General features: G+C 55.1%; 22 protein-coding genes. 8 read left to right on the forward strand and 14 right to left on the reverse strand.

All coding sequences use genetic code 11. The features are described 5' to 3' along the window. Positions 1–10: 10 nt before the first annotated feature. Positions 11–184, reverse strand: coding sequence for a hypothetical protein (locus MBOO_RS13880; RefSeq protein WP_157677622.1), 174 nt, complete (start codon positions 182–184; stop codon positions 11–13). Continuing rightward, positions 181–408 (reverse strand): hypothetical protein, encoded by a 228-nt coding sequence (locus MBOO_RS06530; RefSeq protein WP_048068346.1) that lies wholly within the window; start codon positions 406–408, stop codon positions 181–183. The genes MBOO_RS13880 and MBOO_RS06530 overlap by 4 nt, the downstream gene beginning before the upstream one ends. Positions 409–622: 214 nt before the next feature. Between MBOO_RS06530 and MBOO_RS13050 the strand changes: the two genes are divergently transcribed. Then, a complete protein-coding gene (locus tag MBOO_RS13050; RefSeq protein WP_012106800.1) occupies positions 623–2,302 on the forward strand; it encodes an ATP-binding protein in 1,680 nt (559 codons plus the stop codon). A 40-nt stretch (positions 2,303–2,342) separates the two neighbouring features. Here the strand turns inward: MBOO_RS13050 and MBOO_RS06540 are convergent, their stop codons facing one another. From MBOO_RS06540 to MBOO_RS06560, 5 genes are all read right to left on the reverse strand, one after another. Next, a complete protein-coding gene (locus tag MBOO_RS06540) occupies positions 2,343–2,933 on the reverse strand; it encodes an MBL fold metallo-hydrolase (protein WP_012106801.1) in 591 nt (196 codons plus the stop codon). Further along, complete coding sequence (locus MBOO_RS06545) at positions 2,930–3,547, reverse strand: CheR family methyltransferase (RefSeq protein WP_012106802.1); 618 nt, start codon at positions 3,545–3,547, stop codon at positions 2,930–2,932. Before MBOO_RS06545 ends, MBOO_RS06540 begins: the two co-directional genes overlap by 4 nt. A gap of 85 nt (positions 3,548–3,632) precedes the next feature. Then, positions 3,633–5,672, reverse strand: a complete 2,040-nt coding sequence (locus tag MBOO_RS06550; RefSeq protein ID WP_012106803.1) for a type B DNA-directed DNA polymerase — start codon at positions 5,670–5,672, stop codon at positions 3,633–3,635. 241 nt (positions 5,673–5,913) lie between these two features. After that, entirely contained in the window at positions 5,914–6,432 is a 519-nt protein-coding gene (locus MBOO_RS06555) for a hypothetical protein (RefSeq protein ID WP_012106804.1), read from the reverse strand. 82 nt (positions 6,433–6,514) lie between these two features. Beyond that, complete coding sequence (locus MBOO_RS06560) at positions 6,515–7,138, reverse strand: 2'-5' RNA ligase family protein (RefSeq protein WP_012106805.1); 624 nt, start codon at positions 7,136–7,138, stop codon at positions 6,515–6,517. A gap of 79 nt (positions 7,139–7,217) precedes the next feature. Here MBOO_RS06560 and MBOO_RS06565 point away from each other — a divergent pair, with 79 nt between their 5' ends. Next, positions 7,218–7,718: a shikimate kinase gene (locus MBOO_RS06565; RefSeq protein WP_012106806.1), complete on the forward strand. Its 501-nt coding sequence runs from the start codon at positions 7,218–7,220 to the stop codon at positions 7,716–7,718. Between the two features lie 63 nt (positions 7,719–7,781). Here the strand turns inward: MBOO_RS06565 and MBOO_RS06570 are convergent, their stop codons facing one another. Then, on the reverse strand, positions 7,782–10,244 hold the full coding sequence (locus tag MBOO_RS06570; RefSeq protein ID WP_157677623.1) for a plasma-membrane proton-efflux P-type ATPase: 2,463 nt from the start codon (positions 10,242–10,244) through the stop codon (positions 7,782–7,784). A 144-nt stretch (positions 10,245–10,388) separates the two neighbouring features. Then, complete coding sequence (locus MBOO_RS14205) at positions 10,389–10,523, reverse strand: hypothetical protein (RefSeq protein ID WP_269677923.1); 135 nt, start codon at positions 10,521–10,523, stop codon at positions 10,389–10,391. Between the two features lie 410 nt (positions 10,524–10,933). On the opposite strand from MBOO_RS14205, the gene MBOO_RS06580 reads away from it, so the two are divergent. Next, the gene (locus tag MBOO_RS06580) at positions 10,934–11,596 is read left to right on the forward strand and encodes a nitroreductase family protein (protein WP_012106808.1); all 663 of its coding nucleotides are present in this window, start codon (positions 10,934–10,936) and stop codon (positions 11,594–11,596) included. A gap of 190 nt (positions 11,597–11,786) precedes the next feature. On the opposite strand, the gene MBOO_RS06585 is transcribed toward MBOO_RS06580, so the two are convergent. Then, positions 11,787–12,458: a hypothetical protein gene (locus tag MBOO_RS06585; RefSeq protein WP_157677624.1), complete on the reverse strand. Its 672-nt coding sequence runs from the start codon at positions 12,456–12,458 to the stop codon at positions 11,787–11,789. Between the two features lie 825 nt (positions 12,459–13,283). Here MBOO_RS06585 and MBOO_RS06595 point away from each other — a divergent pair. Next, positions 13,284–13,637, forward strand: a complete 354-nt coding sequence (locus tag MBOO_RS06595) for a hypothetical protein (protein ID WP_012106810.1) — start codon at positions 13,284–13,286, stop codon at positions 13,635–13,637. Positions 13,638–13,729: 92 nt separating this feature from the next. Here MBOO_RS06595 and MBOO_RS06600 read toward each other — a convergent pair whose 3' ends face one another. Then, positions 13,730–14,068 carry a hypothetical protein gene (locus MBOO_RS06600; RefSeq protein ID WP_012106811.1) on the reverse strand — a complete coding sequence of 113 codons (339 nt, stop codon included), beginning with the start codon at positions 14,066–14,068 and terminating at the stop codon, positions 13,730–13,732. Next, entirely contained in the window at positions 14,065–14,328 is a 264-nt protein-coding gene (locus MBOO_RS06605) for a hypothetical protein (protein ID WP_012106812.1), read from the reverse strand. The genes MBOO_RS06600 and MBOO_RS06605 overlap by 4 nt, the downstream gene beginning before the upstream one ends. Before the next feature lie 188 nt (positions 14,329–14,516). Here MBOO_RS06605 and MBOO_RS06610 point away from each other — a divergent pair, with 188 nt between their 5' ends. The 3 genes from MBOO_RS06610 to MBOO_RS06620 all read left to right on the forward strand — a co-directional run bounded on the left by MBOO_RS06610 (position 14,517) and on the right by MBOO_RS06620 (position 17,433). Beyond that, positions 14,517–15,911 (forward strand): phosphoadenosine phosphosulfate reductase domain-containing protein, encoded by a 1,395-nt coding sequence (locus MBOO_RS06610; RefSeq protein WP_012106813.1) that lies wholly within the window; start codon positions 14,517–14,519, stop codon positions 15,909–15,911. Then, on the forward strand, positions 15,904–16,512 hold the full coding sequence (gene hisH, locus MBOO_RS06615) for an imidazole glycerol phosphate synthase subunit HisH (protein ID WP_012106814.1): 609 nt from the start codon (positions 15,904–15,906) through the stop codon (positions 16,510–16,512). Before MBOO_RS06610 ends, hisH begins: the two co-directional genes overlap by 8 nt. Positions 16,513–16,599: 87 nt before the next feature. Then, positions 16,600–17,433 carry a hypothetical protein gene (locus MBOO_RS06620; protein WP_012106815.1) on the forward strand — a complete coding sequence of 278 codons (834 nt, stop codon included), beginning with the start codon at positions 16,600–16,602 and terminating at the stop codon, positions 17,431–17,433. A gap of 117 nt (positions 17,434–17,550) precedes the next feature. On the opposite strand, the gene MBOO_RS06625 is transcribed toward MBOO_RS06620, so the two are convergent. Together MBOO_RS06625 and alaS are read right to left on the reverse strand one after the other, a co-directional pair. After that, positions 17,551–18,147, reverse strand: a complete 597-nt coding sequence (locus MBOO_RS06625) for an ArsR/SmtB family transcription factor (protein ID WP_012106816.1) — start codon at positions 18,145–18,147, stop codon at positions 17,551–17,553. Positions 18,148–18,149: 2 nt separating this feature from the next. Beyond that, a complete protein-coding gene (gene alaS / locus MBOO_RS06630; RefSeq protein ID WP_012106817.1) occupies positions 18,150–20,894 on the reverse strand; it encodes an alanine--tRNA ligase in 2,745 nt (914 codons plus the stop codon). Between the two features lie 493 nt (positions 20,895–21,387). On the opposite strand from alaS, the gene MBOO_RS06635 reads away from it, so the two are divergent. Further along, a complete protein-coding gene (locus MBOO_RS06635) occupies positions 21,388–22,596 on the forward strand; it encodes a molybdopterin molybdotransferase MoeA (protein ID WP_012106819.1) in 1,209 nt (402 codons plus the stop codon).

Genomic DNA, 22,596 nt, shown 5'->3' on the forward strand with positions numbered 1-22,596 from the left:
TTCTCTCCCCTCATTCTGCTACAACAAACGCAAGACTGATACGGAAGTGTCCGCTTCCGGCCAAGAGAACTGCCTTCCGGTTCTCCTGGCCCGGTTCCGGGATTCCATGAGCCTCTGCAGCCTTCATGAAAATGTAGCGGGCCCAGAGATCCTGTGTTGTTGTATCCCTCCCAATGTGACTCATGGTCTCTCGCTCAGTTCTCCAACCTGAGTTCTGGCAGGAAACTGCACGCTGACGGTCTTTTCCGGTATGCAGTCCGGAAATGCTCCAAGAGTACAGTAGTCGTCAAATTTCGTACTGAGTTCATCCAGCACGCCAAAGTACGCGTGCAGGTCGGCAGCAACAGAATGACCCTGTATGACCCTGCCGATCGAGTTCTGATGAACAGTTTGTGTTTCCCCTGACATGTTCTGCTCCAGTTCTGTGACTGCCGGGATACCCTCTTTTGTTCAGCAGTTTGGGAACTAAATAACAATAATCATCAATAATATTTAATATTTTCTACTTATGATGATTACTAAAAGCGTTTAGAATAGTTAGTCGAATACAATGATTTGTAATAGTCACATTAATGATATTTATAAATAATGAGCACCGATATTTGAGATAAGGAGGGTAGGTATGGAAAGGGAAAGCGAACAGGAACGGATCCGGGAGTTATTAAAGGGCAATCCCAAGGGCCTGACTATTGAGGAAGTCTCAAAGAAGCTTGGGCTTAACAGGTCCACCGCAGCAAAATACCTGACCTCCCTGGTAGTCTCCGGCCAGGCGGATATGCGGACGCTGGGGCCGGCAAAGCTCTTCTACCTCACCCAGCGTCTCCCGATGACCAACCTGCTCTCGCTCGCATCCGATCTTATCCTCATTCTTGACCAGGATCTTTTTATCCAGGAGGCAAACAATCCGTTCCTCTCCTTTTTCCACCAGACCAAGGCGGCACTCAAAGGAGTACGGATAGAGCACTCCCCGCTTGCATCGTATTTTGGCGGTGAGCACCTTGCAGCCCTCACAAAAGCTTTGGAAGGAGAGGAGACTGCATTTGAGACCCGGTTTGAGAACGAGGGAAGTATCCGGTATTTCCGGACAAAATGTATTCCCCTTGTCTTTGAGGAAGGTGGGAGGGCGGCAGGTATCATCTTTGAGGATATCACAGAGATGAAGCAATACCAGCACGATCTGGAAGAACAGGTACGGCTTCGGACTGCGGAACTGGAGCAGACCAATACTGCTTTAAAAAAAGAGATCGCGGAGCACACCCGGGCAGAAGAGTCCCTGGCCAGGAACGAGCGTCGGCTTCGCCGTGCTGAGGGCGTGGCGCATTTTGGCAACTGGGAATATTACCATGAGGAAAAGAGGGTCTTTGTGTCGGAGGGCATGCGAACCCTGTACGGCATTTCCGGCAATGAACCAACCCTCGACGAACTCGGGCAGATCACGCTTCCTGAATATCGGCCCGTTCTTGGAGCTGCCGTCAGGGACCTGATCCGGGAGAATAAACCCTTCAATGTTGAATACCGGATCCAGAGGCCGGTGGATGGCACGGTAGTAGACGTCCAGTCCATTGCAGAATATGATCCGGCACGAAAGGCTGTTTTTGGTGTGGTTCATGATATTTCCGAGACCAAACGGGCAGAAGACGCGATCCGTAAGGCCACCAAACAGATACTGCTCTTAAACAGCGTGACCCGGCACGATATCCTCAACCAGCTCAACACCCTGCTCGCTTATCTTGATCTCACCAAAAAGTCCGCAGAAAGCAACCGGGCCATACTTGATCTTGTTCAAAGGGAGCAGAGCGTTGCAGAGACTATCCGGCGCCAGATCACATTTACCCGGGACTACCAGAGCATCGGGATCCAGCCGCCGCAATGGTACAATGTAAAGGCAACGGTAGCGCATATCCTTGAGACCACCGATCTCGGAGGGATATCGGTTTTTATAGACACCGCAAACCTTGAAGAGTATGCCGATTCCCTGATCGAGAAAGTCTACGCCAACCTTATTGATAATACCGTACGCCATGGCGGGAATGTTTCAGAGATACGTCTCAGTTATACCTACCGGGACGAGGATCTTGTTATCCTGTACGAAGATAACGGGACCGGGGTCTCCCCTGATGATAAGGAACAGATCTTTGAGAGGGGTTTTGGCCACAATACCGGCTACGGCCTGTTCCTGGTTAAAGAGATCCTGTCCATTACCGGTCTTTCCATAAAAGAGACCGGTCATTATGGGAAAGGGGCTCGCTTTGAGATCCTTGTTCCCAAAGGGGCCTATCGTTTCCCGGAACCTTCATTATAGGATCCGCCGATCTGATTCCCACCTTTTTGGGGAAAGCCAGTTACTCTTCTTTTGCATTCCGAAGTGAGCGGGCAAGGACCGCGTTACAGTCAGTAAGAAGCGGCGGGCCGTGCCCAAAATAGATTGCAGCAACATTCCTGCTGCAGATCATTTCAAACGCCTGGATAAATTCCGGTGCATATGTGGCATCGGAATTCCGTATAATAAGCGGCGTATCCCCGGCAAAAAGGACAGCGTCATCCGCACAATACAGGCAGATGGAATCATGGCTGTGCCCGGGTGTGGGAATTACTTCGCATTCCCGGTCGCCAAGGAAGAGATGTTCGCCCCCTTTGAGCACGACATCAACCCCGGAAAGAGAAGATGCGGCTGCGTACACCACCGGTGAGAAAAGTTCCCGGATCTGCGGCAGCAGTGAGACATGATCGTAGTGGCTGTGGGTCAGGATCACCTGTTCCACCCGTTTCTTGCCTACACCGGTAGATGCAGACATAAGATCTTCAAGGATTGCCGGGTCACGTCCGACATCAACCAGCGTGTTTTTGTCAGCAATCGCATTCCGGGTGCCGGTCACAAGGTAAACGTTTGACGTATAGATCTGGTCCCGGGTGGAAAGGTTGCGTATTTTCATGTCGGTCCGGGGATTTTTCTGAAAACCTGGGCATTTGCCACAACCTGTTCGAAATGATCGCCAAGCTCCGGCGGCATCTTCTGGGTCTGCTCGGTAATAAGGAAACAGCCGTCGTCAAGTGCATCATAGAACATTTTAAGGACCCGAATCCGCTGTTCTTCGGTGAAATGCAACAACACATTTTTGCAGACAATCAGGCCCATGTTGGGACGGACTGCCTCGTAGGTCAGGAGATCTTTTCGTTCAAAGGTCAGGCGCTTGCGGATCTCGTCAGAGATCCTGTAGTACCCTTCACGGCTCTCATCCGGGGCAAAGTATTTTGCAAAGATATCCTTTGGGATCCGTTCGAGTTCTACCTGGGGATAGGATCCGTCTTCGATAATTTTTGCAAACAGGTTGCTTGAATCGATATCTGTGCAGTAAAGCCGGACGTTTCGGAATATCATCTGGCCCATATTCTCCCTGAGAAGGATAGCAATGGTGTAGGGTTCCTGGCCCATGGCACACCCGGCACTCCAGATGTTGATGTATCTCCGGCTCCCGATCACCGGGAGAACGTATTCACGAATCATATCTAGGGTCTGGTAATCCCGAAAAAAATACGTAAATGCCATGGAGTCCTTTCCGCTATGTCTGATCTGACCGTGAGTACCATATATGGGTTTTGCGGATCCCTGCAAAATCATGGCCCCGGCCTAGTCAGAACAGTGTCGCGTTTCCTGTCCCGGGTTTTTTAACGCCCGGTACGTTACCGGACCTGACAGGCATCTTCTTCCCGGGCGCTGCGGACGGGTATGCAGCAAGGATCTCCTCCCCTGCCCGTTCAAGCAGCGTCCGGTAGAATGCGGTATCAAACGAGATCGCTGACCCGGCCGGCACCACCCGGTAATGCCGGGCATCCTCAACCACGTACCGGATCTGCATACCGGGCGAAAGCTCGATCCCCTGGTCACGGTACGCCTGAACGGCAGCTCCTTCCAGGCAGCGGTGGCGGTACACAAGCCGGCTGATCCGGCGGCCGATTGCCATCTGTTGAGGGTCTGCGGCAGGGAGGGCCAAAATCGCCTCCCGAAAGATCTGCTCTGCTTCCTCTTTTGTCTCTTCCAGCTCCGCAATGGTTGCCGCCCGCTTCATGACACCAAGCATCCGGCACTGCACCTCCTTTATGAATGGTGGCGTATCATGCCGGCGTGCTGCAATTCCCCGCACCCGGATGTGCCCATCTGACAGTTTCCCGTAGTACCGGTTGTACGCGCCAAAGCCGTCTGCCAGCGGCAAAAAGACAATCCAGTCGAAATGTTCGGCATCAATGGGATAACGGGTTTCCCGTTCGATCCGCTCCCGGAGCGTCTCGATTGGCAGGTTCCCCTGCACCCAGAGGCAATCCACAATCCCGTGGAGGACGGTAAATCCCATCTCTTCTGCAATCTCCTTGGTGCGGAGCAGGATCTCCCGGGATGCTGCCGTGATCGCCTCATGTACTTCGATCCTCCCGAACTTCGCGTTCCTGTACCCCGTGTACCCGAAACAGGTCACAAGCATCCACTTGAGGATCGCATCCGGGCCCCGCAGCCGGGGATCGGTCTTTTTTTGCCTTTTTGTGGTACGGCGCAACCCGATCACGGGATCAAGCACGGCGGGCAAAAACCCGGGCCGATCGTTATGACCAAGGGTTTCAGGAGAGAGATTCTCATTTACAATAATCGTTGGGTACAGGGACGTAAAATCGATCTCATCCACTGACTCATATGTCCCCGGTACCGGCTGGAACATCAGACCGCCCCGGTCTGCGGCCTGGAGTTCGGCGATCTTTCGTACCTGCTCGGGCTCGTTCTTGCGAAACGGCACCGCAATCCCCTGACGGAGGGCTTCCCGGATCTCGTAGCTGCTAATCAGTGTCCCGGGCGTAAGCCGGGACGCCGGACCGGGCGGGATGCCGGCAAGCCGGGATGCTATGAGCATCCCGGAAAGTCCGCCGGCATGATATGCAAACGACTGCTCCGTGTCAATGAGGATGCGCCCCTCCGGGACAAGTGCCGCCCCCTTGTGTTCCATGCGCCCGTAGCTCCAGTACGACCGTGCACTCTGGTTGCGGTACTTCCCGTTCCGGGAAAAGGGAACAGTGATTCCGTACTGCCGGGCAAGGGTAAGGAGACCGGGTACGGCCAGATCGGCATCCGGCATGAGAATAATATCGGGATCATGTGATGCAATCTGCCCGGCAAGGTCTGCGAGCACATCCCCGGCCTTTCCGTCCAGCCTGCAGGTTTCCCCGCTGCATTCCAGATCGAACTCCAGTGACGGGGCGGAAACGACCGGGTTGCCCCGGGTACGGAGTTCCAGGATTGTGAGATCGTGCGCAACATCAGGGGAGAACCGGTCCCCGTCATTCCCGGTGCACGGGACGATCCCGCGCTCTGCCATGAAACGCTGATCGCGGCGTACGTCCACATTGAAAAGATCGGTGTCGTACTGCGCCTGCCGCTCGATCGCTTCGGCCACATCCCGCCCCGCATGGATGGCATACCCCGGGACATCACCGAATATCGTGAGGATGGCGCACTTCTCTGCCCCGTACTGTGTTTCCAGCGCTGCGATCAGCTCGTGGCAGGCTGTCGGATCACGGAAAGAGACGTAAAAGGGCGGGTCATAGGGTGTGTGGATCTTTTGTACAGTGCCCCCCTCCTTTACCCAGAGGTCTACGCCACCGTCCCGGTACGCAGAATCAAGGATCCACATGGCCCTCTTTTTCTCCCCTCAACACATCCTGGCGCCGGAGGATTTCTATAAGAGCCAAAAAGACCACGGCTTCAAGGGTATCATCGCAGCCGGGAAAATCTGCTCGGGAATGCAGCCGTACAAGTTCTGCAAGCTGTTCTCCATAATGCCGTTCTCTTTTTTTGAGCGCCCGGGCAGACCGGGCCCACCGTCCTGCGATATCGCCTGCCTCCGGTCGGGCATCTGCCTCACCCCTTTTCGTTTACAACACCTCCAGGGTCCGCTGGCCGGTGCCGGAAGACCGTGGTATGCGCGGGCGGACGCCCGGGGATTGTGGAGACGGATCTTCAGCAGCACAGATCTCAATAAACCGGCCGGCCCTCCGGGCAAGGGCAAGGAATGTGCGATCCGGTACCGGCGTGTAGAGGATTACCAGCGACTCCCGCCCGGCATCGGCAAGTGCATCTGCCGCGGGTCCGAGCATCCCGTGAGTCCCGGTAAACAGTTCAGGGTCGTGCTCGACAAAGATCACTGTGTGGCCGGCCTCGCGGACAAGCGCGAGGAACTGGTGGGCGGTGAACGCCCGGCAGATCTCAAGGTTCTTTGAGGAGCGGTGGAGACCGGACAGGAGCCGGGAGTAATTGCCCCCGATATACAGGAAAAGGAACCGTTGGATCTCCGCGGTGTTGTTGAGGGCCGCTGCCATCTGCCGCTCGGGCATTACAACAGCGGCAAAACTCCCGGGCTGGAGAAAAATGCCCCGGCGGATCTCGATCTGCATAGCACCGGATCCCTGCTGCAGGGCGCATGATAAAGAGCCGGCCACGCGGAGGGTGAAAGTGAAAACTTAGATCAGGCTGCACTTATATCCCGGGATCATCGCCCCAGGGCTTCAGGCTGTCCCGGTCCCGCATCAGCATAGCCCGGCTCCGTGCCCGGGCCCCGGAGAGCATCCGGTGCCGGGCAAAATCATATTCGCAGAGGATCCGGGTGTTCTTAAGCAGGGTTACCCGGACCGGATGGGGACTGTGGACAACCGGTTCCTGGTGCCGGATATACCATCTTAATCTCATGAATGTCAGCCAGTCCAGCTTCATGGCAAGTGTAGAGTGGAACTGAAATTCTTCTGCGGGCACGCGATCGTAGTCACGGAGCGTGCAGTAGGGGAGAAGCGCCTCTGCCAATGTGGCCCGGAACTGCCGGAGGCAGTCATCCGGGATGATGGTGACAAAGACGACCCGGGATGTATCAAAAAACCCGTATCCCCCAACGCCGTACTGCGGAATCCCGGCCAGGTTTTCGCAGACCCGGGTAAAATCCCGGATAAGCCGTTCCTCATCCCTGGTAGAAAACGGCCCGGCAAGCGTGATATGCGGGACAACCTGCCGGTCCCGGATGGGGAACTTTTCTTCGAGACGGGCAGAAAGCGCATGGATCTGGTGCATGACCGGGCCCATCTGGCGGATATCGATCAGGTAACGGGTCAAGTGTACACCTCACTACATTTGATAGGCCATAAAATGAAATAGCATTTATCCGATCTCCCTTGAGGGAAGCGACAGTCCCATGAAAAACATTATCCTTATCGGTTTGCCAGGCGCAGGAAAAAGCACCACGGGCGTGATCCTGGCAAAGACGCTCGGTATGGGCTTTATCGATACTGACATTCTGGTACAGGATCGTGCCGGCAGGATCCTCCAGGAAATCCTTGACTATGAAGGCCCCGTCGCATTCCTGACAACTGAGGAAAAAGCAATCATCTCCTTAAACTGCACCGGTACGGTCATTGCCACGGGAGGCAGTGTGGTCATGAGCCCAAAGGCAATAGCACACCTGAAAAAGACGGGCGTGATCGTGTACCTGGAGCTCTCTTTTGCCGCAATGAAACGGCGCCTTGCAAACATCACAAACCGGGGTATTGTCCTCCTTCCTGGGCAAACCCTCCGCCATATGTTTGATCAGCGGGTGCCACTGTACGAGAACTATGCCGATCTTACCGTCCGCTGTTCAAAGAAGGATGCCGAATCTGTTGTACAGGAGATTGTGACAGGTTTCCAGACAGGATAACGACGCAGCCGGCCTGAGCCTGATCCGCGTGAGAGGGGAATATCTCGTGCCCGGATTTACCGGTCACCACCATCTTTTAAGCATCAGGTACTTGATCGTATCGTTGATTCCAAACGAGAAGAACGCGGCCATGGCGATCACGGTAAGTGTCGCAGCCGGCGGGATGGGTACCAGCCCGGGAACACCCATGGTGAGAAGCACCGCAACAATCCCCATGTCTGCAAGGGACACAAGAAGGAGCGGAATGCTGGGCGCCGAATCCCAGAAATGTCCCCGTTCCCTGACCACAAAGACAGTCATGATCCCAAAGTAGAAGAGGATCGCAAAGGCAAACGACTGGAGCCCGGAAGTAGTGGCGGCAAGCCCGAACGGCCCGCGGCCCACATTCAGGATGAGCAGGGACTCGATCACCACAAGGACGCCCATCACAAGCGAGGACCGCACAAGACCGGTGATCTCCCAGCTGTCCGGGTGTTTCGATCCCCGCACATTATCGGTGGAGAGCGAGAGCGTGACAAAGTCGATCACAAAGAGGAGCAGCACAACGCCGAAGACCGAGATGACAAACTGCCCGGTAAGGAGGAAAGCCACGACCACGAAGACAACAACCTGGAAGGTCTTGACCACCTTGTTGAAGATCCAGGTGAGGATCCGCTGGTGCATCATGCGCCCGACCAGCACGAGATCCACGATGTTTTCAAGGCCCTCCCCGGTCAGGACCACGCTTGCCGCACCCTTTGCCACGTCAGTAGCGCTTGCCACGGCAATGCCCACTTCGGCCTGTCGGAGCGAGGGAGCGTCGTTGATGCCATCGCCGGTCATGCCGACAATATGGCCCTGTGCCTGGAGGCTTCTGACAATCGCGTACTTGTCCTCCGGGTAGACCCGGGCAAACCCGGCGCTCTCTTCGATCAGGGCGGATGCCCGGGCCGGGTCGGCCTCCTTTACCTTCTCAAATTCTTCTGCCCCCGTGATGGTGCCGGCAAGCCCGACCTGCCGTGCAGTCTCCTGAGCGATCGGCAGGGCGTCACCGGTCAGCATCTTTACGGAAATACCCAGTTTCTGGAGCTCGCCAACAAGGTGCCGGGCATCCGGGCGGGGGAGGTCCTGCATGGCGACAATCCCGACGATACTGAGGGGATCATCACCGGCACCTGCGGCCACGGCAAGTGTCCGGTACCCTTTTTCTGCCCATCCCCCGGACTGCTCCCGAAGCCGGGCAGGATCGGTGCCGGTGAGCTCCGCAATGGCAACTATGGCCCCCTTGGCCACCCGGAGGGTGGTGCCGTCCTTTTCCACAACCGCTTCGGTCCGCCGGGTTGCCGGGTCGAACGGGATAAACGACCGCCGGGTATAGCGGTCCTGTGGTGCACCCCGTTCCTCCGCTGTAAGAAGGAAAGCACGATCAATGGGATCGTGGTTAGCCGCTTCCGAGGCAAGCGCCCCGTACAGGATAACGTCGGCCTCGCTCCAGCCATCCCCGGGAAGAATGCCGGTAACGGTGAGGCGGTTGGTGGTAATAGTACCGGTCTTATCCGTGCAGAGGGTGTCCATGGTGGCCGCATCTTCCGCAGCATTGAGCCGGGTGACCAGAACACCGCGCCGGGAGAGTTCCACCGAACCAAGCGCGAGCGTGATCGTAAACATCGCCGGCAGGGCAACCGGGATGGCAGAGGCAAGGAGCACGAGCGCAAGCGAGAGGATATCTACCAGGTGCATTCCCGAAACCAGCGCTACGACAAACGCAGCTGATAGGGAAAGGCCCACGATCACAAAGAGCCATTTCACCACGCGGGCGGTTACTTCCTCGGCCTGGAGCCGCGGGCGGGCAAACTGCACCAGCTCGGTTGTCTTCCCGTAATAGGTCCGGGCCCCGGTAAGGAGGACAAGGCCGGTAGCCTCGCCCGAACGGATCACCGAGCCGGAGAAGAGCAGGGAGGATGGCGCCTTTTCCATCGGCAGAGATTCTCCGGTAAGGGAGGACTGGTCCACGGCTAGCTTCCCGTCAAGCACCTGAAGATCGGCCGGCACAAAGTCCCCGGCCCGGATCCGCACGATATCTCCGGGAACAAGGTCCCGGGCAGGAACAACCAGCCAGCTCCCGTCCCGCAGTACCCGGGCATTGACCCGGAGCCGCTGCCTGAGTGCATCCACGGCCTTTGAGGCCTTCTGCTCCAGAAAAAAACCGAGCACGGCATTGAGGACAAGGAGGGCAACGATAATGTACACATTGGCATAATTGCCAAGCACAAGGGAGAGGACGATGACGGCTTCGAGCATCCATGCGGTGGGGCCGGAGAACTTTCTGGCGAAATTGAGGAAAGGAGAGGGCTTTTTTTCCGGGATCTCGTTGTAACCGTACTGTGCGATCCGGCGCCTGTGTTCCACAGCAGACAGGCCGTTTGTGGGATCCGCACCGGGGTTGGCAACCAGATCACCGGTTTCCATGGCTACGGAAGCGACGAGGTTTTCCACGGCATCCTGAGTTTCTGGCATTGTATCCCCGGTACTACGTATCAGGCTCATGTGCGATCCTGACGGGGATATAGATTTGTACGGGGTACCAGGAAACGCGGGCCTTTAAAAAACGCCTCTTACTGGTGAGGGAAAGTAAACCGGTGCGGGGAGAGGACAGGTTCATCCACCGGTGCAGCCGGATTCAGGCGTTTTTTAGCCGTTTGTCAGGGGAGGCTGTACTTTTCCCGGAACCAGGGTTACCCCGGGCGTAACCGTCTGGTTTACCGCACGGCAATGGTTGCAGGCAGAGTCGTCATGGGTGAATTGTGCAATAATGAGAGGAAGCATATCTACAAGAATGATAGCACCAAGGATTATGCCGATTTTTTTTTAGCGTGCCCATGACTGTACTTCTTCCCGGGCAGGTCTGTAAAAGGTGCAATGAGTGAAAAAGAGATTGGAGCAAGTTTGATCTTTTCCCCGGGCAGGACAAGAATTACCGGAGCCAGGAGTTCCCGTATCTTTTTTTCCCTGAAGAAGGAATCTGCAGTGTGATGAGCAGCAGTGGAATTTGCACAAAGATTACCGCCACTACGGCAAAAGACGTACAGCAGGAATATGATCCCCGGAGAAGAGCCGGATACCCGCTCCCGGTATAATGTGGGCTCCTGAAGGGCGGGTACAAAAAAGGCGGGCATACCGTAAAGTACAATCTTTAAAATAGCCCGGTCATCCAAGAAATGTGAGGACGAGAACACATGACCCCAGAAACCGGAAATGAAAACGCAGTCCTGGACAGGATTATCGGGGAGCGTCGTACCCACAGGAAGTTTACCGCAGCGATCCCTCCCGATGAGATGATCGAAAGCCTCATCCATGCCGGCCTCCATGCCCCGTTTGCCGCATCGGCAATCGGAAGTACCTCGGATTATTTCAGGAAATTTTTTGTGATCCGCAGGGATTCAAAAACCATGAGTGCGCTTGCCCTCTTAGTCTTTGCCGAAGTCAATACCCTGGCGGCTGCCCTGGAAAAAGGGATGGCACACGATGTTGCGCTGCGGGAACAGGCCACTGCTTTTACCGATCGTCTGGCAATGATCCGGAAACTGGGCAGGGTTCCCGGCGTTGGCACCGCACCGTTTTACCTTGTTGTTGCCGAGAAAAAGGGATTTCCCCCGGTTGAGCAGCAGTCCCTTTTTGCCTGCATGGAGAACATGTGGCTGAAAGCAACAGCGCTTGGCCTGGGTTTCCAGGTAGTTTCGGTCACGGCACAGATGGCAGATAATGAACAGTTCTGCCGGCTCCTGGGAGTGGAACCCGGGAAGTGGGCGTTTATGGGATGTGCTACGGGCTACCCTGCCGAACAGTTATCACCATCAATCCGGCCATCTGTTGGCGAAGTCACCACCTGGATGGGATAAACCAGACTCCGGGGAACGGTGCCATTTGCCCGGCTCTTCTGTTTTTATGTAAACAAATACACTGTTGACTGTGATATCATAAAGAAAACATAAAACCAAAATAAAATAGCATTATTTCCGCAATCAAGGATATTACATGAACGTTTACAAATCGAGTGAATTGACTACATAAGTGAGCTGGATGCGTTTGCTACTCTGGCCACGTCTCGGCCACGACTTGGCAGAAGCCAGGAGTCGGATTTTCAACGATTGCTTGGCGCACCATCATCTTCTGAAATCCGGCATAGGCAATCGGATTTTTCTCAATCTCGGCAAAGTGGATGTTGAAATACTCCTCGGCGCTCATGCCGATATTGTCGGGCATGGGACTCGGAAAGTTCAGGGACTGCGCAACGAAATTCAGTAGTCTTTTTTCTGTCGGAGCTGACGGGGATGCGGCAGGATGATCGCGCCAAAAGGCAACCATTATCCGGTTCGCCTCATACTCGGCTTGCCAGCGGTTTAAAGGTCGTTGAGCTATCTCCTGCAACCAATGTCCGAGTTCATGCGCCACAAGTAGGTTGTTGAAAACCTCGCTATGTTGATCACGATCTGACAAGCCCAACGTTCCTACCGCAGCAAAGCGCTCCAAAGCGGTTCGTTGAGCAGGTTGAAGTACTTCATACGGGATGATAATAATCGCACGTCCCACGGGGTCATAGCGCATTGATCCCGGAGTCATAGCGACCTGTATTGTCGGTTTGAATGGTGGCTGTCTGCCGCAAGCCACAACAGATGAGTAAAAGGCGTCGAGGACAGGCTGGGCCTGCATGGCTGCAGCGCTCACGTATGAGGATTTGATAATTTTTTTGGGGAACTGCATATTCATCTCCAGATCAGGTATTGGTCTCATAAAAAACAGGCCGTTTTTTTGGCAACGAATTGTTTAATATTTACGGTGGCATCTCAAAACATTGAATTTGATTTTTTAATAACCTAGTGCTTAGGTTGCGAGTCGGTTTTTGAATAGGCAGAGACAGTTTCCATTTCGCAGCGCCATCCTGTCCGACACTCCATTTCCCGGACCCGGGCCCATATGAACCCGTGAAGCTGTTTACATGGTCAAAGGAATAGAGATACCGGTTTGTCCTTTTTGGAATGCATTGGTTCACGATTGATTCTGTAAACAAAAAACATTCAAAAAAAAGAGAGATACGAATCGTACCCCGGAAGATTACTTCTTCTTGGGGGCTGCCTTCTTTACGGCGGGTTTTTTTTCGGGGGCCTTCTTTGCGGCCGGTTTCTTTGCTGCAACCATATTCGTTCCACCTCCCACCGGAAAGGGTTATAATTTTCATTATTCTACGAATAGATAAATATTTTGGTCAAAATGATATTTTCGGGCATAGAATTTGGATGATTTACCATTTTGTCCATTGGATGCAAAGGGACACCGGAATAGGACCCCAATCTGGAACAATTGGGAGGAAATTGCGCAAACTTCCTCTTTTGGCCCGGTTTGTCAAAATCGACACACGGGAAGGGAAAAATCCCGTCTCCAAGGTCATCAGGATGCGCGCGCAAAGCCCGTTCCGGGGGTATTTCTTTAAAAAAACGTTTCCAGAAGTATCATCGGGTCCAGTGTATTATACAACAGAAAATAAAAAAAGATAATCTTTAAGAATACCCGTTGTCCCAGTGAGTATTGATGAAAAAGCAGTTTATCATTGGAGCGACCGGGGGGTTTCTTGGGATTGCCACAGCAGCATATGTCATTTTTTTCTCGCATTCCCCGGATATTACGCTCTCGGGTGTACAGGCTGCCCTTTTCTCCAGCCTTGGCCTGATGGGAGCAGCGATCGCAAATACCGAGACCCGGTTTGCCGGCTGGATGCTTCTGTCTTCTTCGGTATGGATCCTGCTTTCCGTTCCTCTTGCCGGCACGTTCGATCTCCTTGCCTGGTACCTGCCGACCATCATCCTTCTTGGATGTGCAGCGGCACTCTGTTTTACCGAGCCGGAGATGGACGAAGATCTTCCTGCAGAAGAAACGGACAACTAAAACCGGATCCCCGGTAATCCCCCCTCCCGGCCCCGGTCCTGCTGGCTGCGAACCCCTCTGCATCCACGCCGGCATCTGCAAAAGAGTGAATCCTATTCTTTTTTCTCCCGGGGGGGCCCGACCGGAACGGCTGCATGGCACAGGACAACGGTGGCAAGGTGATTGAGCACGATCACAAGCACAAGCATCAGGATCGCACTTATGGAATAGAGCAGATACTGAAGCCCGCCGAAGGAAAACCATGCAAACATACCATAGCATATTCCGGCAATGGTCACAAGGGCGGTGGCAAGAATTCCGGCCCGGATTCCGGTAAAAGACCTGCTCCGGATATCCGGGAAGAGAAGCAGGCCGATCACGGCAATAGCTCCGAATCCCACAGCAGCCAGGAGCAGGAGAGTAATAAGCAGATCCAGCAGCCAGTCGATCATGGGGCCGCCTCCTTTCTTACCTGGGATATCCTGACGGTTGTTGCAAAAACAATGCAGGCAAGAAGGCCGGCGATAAGGACCACGAGAAGGCTGCCAAGAGCCACAGTCAGTGCAAGCGAGCCCGCGCAGGCAAGAGTGGTGGCTACGTTAACTGCGATCAACCGGTCATTCAGCGTGGGACCGGGGAAAATGCGCAGTATTGCACAAAGAGTAAGAAGAAAAAAACCCGCTGCTGCAATAAACCAGATATCAATCGTCATTCTCGATCACCTCCCGGAAAAATCGACAGGATCCTTCCGTTCGGCTGTCACCGTATCAGAATGGTAGGGAGTACATATCAAACCTCCCAAAATCACCTTCAAGGAGAGCCGGAATCCGTACTATTTACCTCATCCCGGGAGGATTTGGCGCTTATCATTTTATCCCGAAAGAGCGAACAGATGAGAGAATGCACCCTTCTTATCTTGGCAGGATCCTGCTCTCCTGGTGCGATCGGTGCCATACGCCGGTTCTGGGGAAGACCTGTGCTGCCTGCGGCTCACCAACCCGGAAAGTGCCCCTTACGCCACCAGGTGATGCGCGACCGGCATTTCCTGCGGACATTGAACTTATCAACCGCATTTTTTGTGAGCACTTCGGTGCACCGCTGGTACCTGAAGGCCACCTGGTCCTGCTCAACAAGGTCCCGGATACAGACCGGATGGAAGAGATCATTATCGGCGGGGGAATTGCCGGATCCATACGGTACCTCCCCAAAAAACGCCGGTGGGAACCAATTCCCCGCCCGGAGGCCTGCACGCTCTTTTACCCAATACAACGCGTAGTTACGGTCGACGACACTGCAGTGCCATTCATCAGGGATCAGGGGATGAGTGTGCTCCGTCCCGGTATGGCTTCTATCGAAGACCATGTGGATACCGGAGACGAGGTCTTTATTCTTGCAAAAGACGGCACCTGCATTGCGGTGGGCAGGGCAAAAGCCGGGGCAGAAGAGGCGCGGGCCATGCAGAAGGGCCAGGTCGTGCGCACCCGCAGGAATACTCCCTCGACCATTGTTCCCGGGAGAGCCACGTGGAAGGATGCAGTCCGTTCTAATGCCGCAGTTCTTGACCGGGTTGAAACCGAAGCGGTAACCTTTGTAAAAAACGTGGCCAGGGCATATCCTCTCCAGCCCACCATCTCGTACTCCGGGGGAAAAGACAGCCTTGCAACCTTTCTTGTGGTAAAAAAGGCGCTCGGGAATGTCCCCCTGCTCTTTGCCGATACCGGCCTTGAATTCCCCGAAACATATGCAAACGTGGATGCCATGGAGCACCAGTATCAGGCAAAGATAATCCGGACACCCGCCGCAGAAAAATTTTGGACCACCCTTGCCCGGCAGGGCCCGCCGGCAGTCAATGCCCGCTGGTGCTGCAGCATCTGCAAGCTCCTGCCGGTAGCCGAAACCATCCGCTCGACATGGGGCGAGTGTCTCTCGTTTATCGGCCAGCGCAGGTACGAATCGCTCTCGCGTGCACAGAGTGACAGGATATGGAGAAACGCGATCGTAAAGGTACAACTCTCCGCAGCACCGATCCAGGACTGGACGGCACTCCATGTCTGGCTCTACCTCTTCCGGGAGGAGGCGCCCTACAACCAGCTCTACGAACACCGGCTGGATCGGATCGGATGTTTCATGTGCCCGTCAAGTGATATGGCATTAATCCACATGATCGAGGCCGATTTTCCCGGTCTCTGGAGCGGGTGGATGAAGCATCTGGAAGCATGGAGGGACGCGCAGGGCCTGCCCGCTGGCTGGATCGAAAGCGGGGCATGGAGAATCCGGGAGGAAAAGCATGGGTAAGAAAATCGCGGTCATTGATTACGGCCTTGGGAACCTGCGCAGCGTGATGCGCGGGATCGAAGCGGCAGGGGCGGATGCGATTGTCACCGGGAATGCAGAAGAGATCGCAGCGGCCGACGGGATTGTGCTCCCGGGCGTGGGCGCTTTCCATGAGGGTATGGAACAACTGGGCTCACTCAGGGACACGGTGAATGCAGCAACCCGGGAGGTTCCGCTCCTTGGCATATGCCTCGGAATGCAGATGCTCATGGACTCAAGCGAGGAACACGGGCTCCACCAGGGACTTGGGCTTATTCCTGGCCGCGTGCGCCGGTTTCCTTCTGTACCCGGGATCAAGGTCCCGCATATGGGATGGAATACGATCCGGCTGGAGAAAGAAAAAAACCCGCTCTTCTCCGGCCTTTCCCATGAAGCATATATGTACTTTGTACACTCGTATTATGCGGACACTACACCGGAATATACGCTTACTACCACGGAGTATATCCTCCCGTTTGCCTCTGCAATAGTCCGCAATAATGTGTACGGCGTCCAGTTCCACCCGGAAAAAAGCGGCGCGGCAGGTGTAGCACTGCTGAAAAATTTTGTCGGTTTGATCTGACCGTCACGATCTGCTGCAACAATCCCCACACACTTTGCGGAATACAATGAGGAATCTTTTTAATGCCGGCGATTCGACCAACTAGGCATGAAGAAGTTTCTGTGTACTCTCATCCTGCTCTCCTGCTTTCTCGTGGGATCGGTATCTGCATATGGCATATACCTGAACTGCACGCCGCTCACCCTCCCGGTCGGCCAGACCCTCAAGTGCGCTGTTAATTCGGATTTTCCGCCGGGCACCAGTTTCAGCCTGAACTTCTACCAGAAGCAGTATACAGCAACCCTGATTTCCAGCCAGACAATGACCATCCAGCCAAGCCAGACTACCCAGTACGCCCTCTTTGACACCACCGGGCTTAAAGGAGGCCAGTATGATGTAGAGGTCGCATGGAACGGCAATGTACCGGCAATGCGTTCGGATTCTATTTCCGCCCAGCTTGTCCAGCTTACCGATCGCTCGGGCGAGATCACGATGACATCTGCCACCACCCAGGATCTTGCTGACGCGCTGGTGATCGCGGGAACCCTCAAGAATGGCGGGAACAGCGGTATCCAGATCCAGGTGGATGGTGCCTCCGCGGGGCGGGTCTTTGGCCCGCAGTATATCCCGACCACAAATAATATCCAGACCGGCGATGGCTCCTTCTCACAGACGGTAGCTGTAACCCAGCCGGATAATTATACCGTTAAGTTCTCCGATACAAACGGGGTTATCACATCTGTTGTCTTCCAGGTCACTGCCCCTACAACCGCAACCACGATCCCCACGGTATCCACTCCTGTACCCACCCCGTCAACCCCCCAGGTAACCTATACCCCTATCCTGAAACCCACAACTGCAAAATCCCCCCTGCCCGTACCCCTTATTATCGGGGCACTGGGAATCGGAGTCCTGTTCGCAGTCAGGAGAGAAAAAGAATAATCCTGTAATATCTCTTTTTTAGAGTCATGCAGCACCGGTGCCGGCATTAACTGATTCTTAAATAAAACAAAAAAAAGAACTGCGCTTCATCCAAGGAAAGTCCGCCATCGATCCGGATCAGCGTCTCTTTTTCCAGAGATATGCCTCGTAGCAGAGCAGGACGATGATCACAAGCACACCACCACAGAAAAAGGCAAGTGCCGGATCGAGCGACGCTGAAGGCGCCAGGGCAGTATCGGAAACAGCTTTTGCTACATAGACCCGGCCGCCTTCCGCACCAGCACTGTTCATCGCAAAAGAAGCAGCTTCCGGAACCGCCTGCGGTCCGAAAAGTGGGGCTAGGGCAAAAACGGAGAGCGACCCGGCAACAACGATCGCAAAAAGGGAGCTGTACTTGAGCAGGAGATCCCGGACATTGGTCCGTTTCGGCGCTACAATCAGGAGCCGGTCGGTAAGCGCATACATCTTCACCTCGCGCCCCTTGATGCTGTACCGGGTCTCTGAGATCTTAATAAGACCTGCGTCAAGCAGGTTTTCCGTGTGGTACTTTACGGTAGTAAGCGGGATTTTGAGTTGTTCAGTAATATCGGTAAGGCTCTTTGCACCGGCCGCAAGAAGGGAAAGGATGTCGCTTGCGGTCTGGCTTGACATGGCTTTTGCTATCTTTGTGGCCTGTTCGTCACCGGGTTCCAGCACTACGACATCTTCGGTCATGTTCACTTCTTCTGCAGCGCGGCAATGATACGTTCGCGCCCGACATTTAAGGCAAGGTCAAGCTTGTCCACTTCTGGTCCGCCACCCTGCGCCATCTGGGGTTTTCCGCCGCCTTTGCCGCCAAGGAGGCTGCAGAGCTGCCCGATAATATCCCCGGCATTGACCCGGGCATCTCCCGAGGCGAGGACAATCCGTGCAGTCTCGCCCGGTGTGGCAAGGAGGGCAACACCGCCTTTTTCCGAAAGCGAGGTAGCAATGGACGAAAGTTCCCGGGGGGCAAGATCAATGCGTTTTACCACAACCGGGATTCCGCCGATGGATTCGGGCTGGATGGCCTGGATCTCAAGCTCGACAAGCCGCTGGCTCATGCGCTCGATCTCTTTTTTCTGGTCTTTCCATTCCGAAAAGAACCGGGTCACGGTAGGCGGGAGGTTCTCAAGCTGGACCGAGAGGACATCAGCGGAAGAGGCTGCGATCTGCTCCAGGTGTTGCATGTAATAGACAGCAGCAGTCCCGGCAGCAAACTCTATCCTTTCTATTCCATCCTGGATATGCTCGACCCGGAGGATCTTAATGGCACCAATCTCCCCGGTACTTCTGCAGTGGGTGCCGGCGCAGGCCTCGATATCCCCGGCCACTTTAACGATACGAAGGTCCTTGCCCGGCGGGACACCCCCCTGGTACAATGCAAAGCCGTATTCCTGCTCGGCCTTGGTTCGGTTTTCAATAGAGATCTCCACCGGCCGGTTTGCCATTACCATCCGGTTTGCCTCGATCTCAATCTTACGGAGTTCGTCCGGAGTGATATGCTTGAAGTGCCGGATATCGATGCGTGAGCTTTCGGGTCCTTTTTGCGCCCCGGACTGGTGGATGTGGACGCCGAGCACCGCCTTTGCGGCATGGAGAAGGATGTGGGTAGCCGTATGGTGGCGCATGAGCGAGAAGCGCCGCTCCTCATCAATCATACCCTTCACCCGCTCGCCGCGCTGGAGAACTCCCCCGCTGATGTGATGGAGGATCACTTCGCCGACTTTTATGACATCATCAACACGGGCCATGCTATCGGAGCCCACAAGGCTCCCGGTATCTGCCGGCTGGCCGCCACCCTCCGGGTAGAAGAGCGTCTGGTCAAGCACTGCGTATTCATCAAAGAAATCAATGACCACTGCCTCAAACTCGGTGTCACCCGGCTGCTCGTAGTAAAGTTTCTTTGTGGGAGGAAGGGCGCTGACCCGCTCTGCATAGCCGGCGGTTTTGTCCGGGGCAGCCTCCTTTTTGGATTCTGAGTGCATATCGGCGATCTGGGAATAGAAGTTATCCGGCAGATCGATGACTGCACCCTCCTTTGCCGCAATATCCTTGATCATCTCTGGGGGAATGCCGTGGGAGTCATACAGGGTGATGATCTCGGCAAGCGGCACGCGCTGGCTCTTTGCCTTGTAGGACTTTGCCACTTTCTGGACAATCCGGGTCCCGCGGTCAAGCGTGATGGCGTACTTTTCAACCTCGCGGTCAACGATCTCGCGCACCACGGCAATGTCCTGCTGGAACTTGTCCATCCCAATAATCTTCATCTGCTCTTCGATGAGATCGGCCAGCGTGTCCTGCATCTTAAACTCGTTCATCATCCTCAGGGTCCGGCGGATCACAAGCCGTGCAAGGTAGCCTTCCCGGACATTGGAGGGCACAATGCAGTCGCCAAGCATATAGGCAAGGCAGCGGGTGTGGTCCACGATCGCGTACACCTTCTCGATGGGCGTAATCATCCGGTCGAGTTTCTCCGGTGAGATCTCGATGGCTGCCGCAACCTTCTTTCGGAGGTTAAAGAGGTTGGAACCCGAGATATCCATGAGGCCGGCAAACCGGGCGTTCATGGCAAGGATCTTCGTGTAGTCCTTGTTCTCCAGAAGGTGCGAGATGCCGGCTGAACTCATCACCCGGCTGACCATGTCGGGGAAGACCGCATCATAGATAGTTGGTGAGCCCTTCGATGCCCAGACCAGCCTTTCCAGGCCATAGCCGGTATCGACAATGCGGAGCTTCATCGGGTAGTACTTCTCGCCGTTGAGATCGTAGCCGGGGTGGCTGGTCTTCTGCCGCCCGAGGCTCATGAAGACAAGGGTGGCGACCTCAAGACCCCCGATCATCACCTCAACACTCGGGCCTGCATTCCCGCCGCCGATCCACGGGTGCTCCTTGTAGGTGACCTTGTTGAGGTCGCCCCCGATTGACGCAAGGAACTGGTCGCAGAGTTCGACCGTGCGATCCTTCCAGTAGATCTCTTCAGTGGGGGTGTTGAACGCGTGGTGGGCGAGCATCTCGAACGTGGTCAGGTGCCGCCCCGAACGGCCAACGGAATCGAGGTCGTTTAACCGGATGCAGGGCTGGGAGATGGTAAGGGGGTTTGCCGGCGGGGGGACAACACCTGCGGTCACAAACGGCTGGAAATCGGCAATGGAGGCAATGGTGAGATATATATCATCCCGCCAGCGGGCAGCTACCGGGTACCGTTCAATACGGGTGTGCCCGTTCTTTTCAAAAAAAGAGAGAAATGCCTCGCGCATCTCGTCAACCGTATGGGGGGCAAAAACAGGACTGCCAATGAAGGAATAGGGTACGCAGGGAGCATCGCCACAGTCCTCACGGGAACTGTCGCGCGTCCAGAAAGCAGAACCGCAGGATTTACAGATCTTCCGGGTAAATCCCTGTTCCTTAAAATAATCAAGCTGGTATTCTTCTTCAAGCATCAAACGCACGTCCGTGATATCACTATCGGGATACTATGATGAATATGCATGCCGGTGCAAACGGGAGAAAGGTGTGGCCGGTTTCCCAAAACCGGATGGGGAAAATAACATACGACCGGACAATCGTCCCGGTATACCGGTTGAATCTTCATTCACCAGTTCTTAGTTCCTTAAGGAAAAATGGTTTGCGCTGGAAAGCAGGCATAAGAATATGCTCCCCTCATATTCACCCTATAATTTCCCAGATATATACGGGCAAAGCCCGCCCGGCAGGAAGTCAGGAAAAAGAAGTAACAAAATAAACAAGTAAACCAAATCAGCTCATTATGCGCCACGAGATTACCGGGACTGCTGAGCAGCATGCAGGATCCGGGACAGGAACCGGCACCACCCGGTTACCCTGCATTCATCATATCCGCATTCTGCCCGGGCACCGGTCGGGAACGGCAGACAAAACCCACAAAAATTCCGGGGTACCGGGGGTGCTGTGAGGATGAGCAGGTTCTTAGAGGTTATCGATGTACCCGGGGCCGTTGCAACAGCAATCCGGATCGCACCGGATCCCGTGCCGGAAGAGATTCCTGCGGATGAAGCGCCCGGGCGTGTGACCTGTACTGATGTGACCGCCAACGCCGATATTCCCGGATTTGATCGCTCGATTGTTGACGGGTTTGCGGTCAGAGCTGAGGACACATCAGGTGCCACCGACTCTGCCCCGGCACTGCTCCGGAGCACGGGCCGGGTTGCCATGGGCGAACCTGATGGGGGTCTTGCTGTTGCTCCCGGTAACTGCGTATATGTCCCCACGGGCGGCGTTCTCCCGAAAGGTGCCGATGCGGTTGTTATGGTGGAGCACACCGACACCGAGGGCGAGACGGTGCTGGTAAAGCGCCCGGTTGCCCATGGAGAAAACGTGCTGATGCATGATGAGGATTACCGGCGCGGCGAGGTGATCCTCCCGGCCGGGCGGAGGATCACACCGCAGGATGCCGGAGTCCTTGCAGCCTGCGGGAAGGTCTCCCTGACCGTGGCAAAAAAACCGGTGATTGGGATCATTTCCACCGGAAACGAACTTGTGCCGGTAACTGCAGTTCCCGGTCCGGGCCAGGTCAGGGATGCCAATACCTCCATGCTCGTGGCATACCTCCGGGAGTATGGCTGCACTCCCCGGGTGTACGGGATTGTCCGCGACGAGCGTGAATCCTTTGAGGCCACTCTTGCAAAAGCGCTCCCGGAATGCGATGTGGTCCTCATCTCCGGGGGAAGTTCAAAGGACGACCGGGACATGACTGCATCAGTCATTGCCCGCATGGGCGAGGTACTGGTCCACGGGATAACGATTGCCCCGGGTAAACCAACCATCATCGGGACGATCGGGAAAACACCGGTCTTTGGACTTCCCGGCCATCCGGCCTCTGCCTACGTAGTGCTTCTTGTGATCGTCCGGCCGCTGCTGGCTCACATGCTGGGAGAGAAGAAGACTGCCATCACAACCACGAGGGCAACCCTTGGCAGTAACATTCCTTCCCAGAAAGGCCGCGAAGAATATGTCCGGGTAAAACTCGCAAACGGGATCGCCCACCCGATCTTTGGCAAGGCAGGTCTGCTCAACACGCTTGTAGAGAGTGACGGGTTGGTCTGCGTTGCGGCCGGCCAGGAAGGGCTGGAGCAGGGAACCGAAGTTGACGTTATCCTGTGGTAA

It is taken from the genome of Methanoregula boonei 6A8 (genome assembly GCF_000017625.1).
Lineage (GTDB): Archaea > Halobacteriota > Methanomicrobia > Methanomicrobiales > Methanospirillaceae > Methanoregula > Methanoregula boonei.

Bases quoted from the DNA above. Each gene is read 5' to 3' on its own strand.
- MBOO_RS13880 (WP_157677622.1), bottom strand. From the start codon at position 184: ATGAGTCACATTGGGAGGGATACAACAACACAGGATCTCTGGGCCCGC.
- MBOO_RS06530 (WP_048068346.1), bottom strand. From the start codon at position 408: ATGTCAGGGGAAACACAAACTGTTCATCAGAACTCGATCGGCAGGGTC.
- MBOO_RS13050 (WP_012106800.1), top strand. From the start codon at position 623: ATGGAAAGGGAAAGCGAACAGGAACGGATCCGGGAGTTATTAAAGGGC.
- MBOO_RS06540 (WP_012106801.1), bottom strand. From the start codon at position 2,933: ATGAAAATACGCAACCTTTCCACCCGGGACCAGATCTATACGTCAAAC.
- MBOO_RS06545 (WP_012106802.1), bottom strand. From the start codon at position 3,547: ATGGCATTTACGTATTTTTTTCGGGATTACCAGACCCTAGATATGATT.
- MBOO_RS06550 (WP_012106803.1), bottom strand. From the start codon at position 5,672: ATGTGGATCCTTGATTCTGCGTACCGGGACGGTGGCGTAGACCTCTGG.
- MBOO_RS06555 (WP_012106804.1), bottom strand. From the start codon at position 6,432: ATGCAGATCGAGATCCGCCGGGGCATTTTTCTCCAGCCCGGGAGTTTT.
- MBOO_RS06565 (WP_012106806.1), top strand. From the start codon at position 7,218: ATGAAAAACATTATCCTTATCGGTTTGCCAGGCGCAGGAAAAAGCACC.
- MBOO_RS06570 (WP_157677623.1), bottom strand. From the start codon at position 10,244: ATGAGCCTGATACGTAGTACCGGGGATACAATGCCAGAAACTCAGGAT.
- MBOO_RS14205 (WP_269677923.1), bottom strand. From the start codon at position 10,523: ATGCTTCCTCTCATTATTGCACAATTCACCCATGACGACTCTGCCTGC.
- MBOO_RS06580 (WP_012106808.1), top strand. From the start codon at position 10,934: ATGACCCCAGAAACCGGAAATGAAAACGCAGTCCTGGACAGGATTATC.
- MBOO_RS06585 (WP_157677624.1), bottom strand. From the start codon at position 12,458: ATGCAGTTCCCCAAAAAAATTATCAAATCCTCATACGTGAGCGCTGCA.
- MBOO_RS06595 (WP_012106810.1), top strand. From the start codon at position 13,284: ATGAAAAAGCAGTTTATCATTGGAGCGACCGGGGGGTTTCTTGGGATT.
- MBOO_RS06600 (WP_012106811.1), bottom strand. From the start codon at position 14,068: ATGATCGACTGGCTGCTGGATCTGCTTATTACTCTCCTGCTCCTGGCT.
- MBOO_RS06605 (WP_012106812.1), bottom strand. From the start codon at position 14,328: ATGACGATTGATATCTGGTTTATTGCAGCAGCGGGTTTTTTTCTTCTT.
- MBOO_RS06610 (WP_012106813.1), top strand. From the start codon at position 14,517: ATGCACCCTTCTTATCTTGGCAGGATCCTGCTCTCCTGGTGCGATCGG.
- hisH (WP_012106814.1), top strand. From the start codon at position 15,904: ATGGGTAAGAAAATCGCGGTCATTGATTACGGCCTTGGGAACCTGCGC.
- MBOO_RS06620 (WP_012106815.1), top strand. From the start codon at position 16,600: ATGAAGAAGTTTCTGTGTACTCTCATCCTGCTCTCCTGCTTTCTCGTG.
- MBOO_RS06625 (WP_012106816.1), bottom strand. From the start codon at position 18,147: ATGACCGAAGATGTCGTAGTGCTGGAACCCGGTGACGAACAGGCCACA.
- alaS (WP_012106817.1), bottom strand. From the start codon at position 20,894: ATGCTTGAAGAAGAATACCAGCTTGATTATTTTAAGGAACAGGGATTT.
- MBOO_RS06635 (WP_012106819.1), top strand. From the start codon at position 21,388: ATGAGCAGGTTCTTAGAGGTTATCGATGTACCCGGGGCCGTTGCAACA.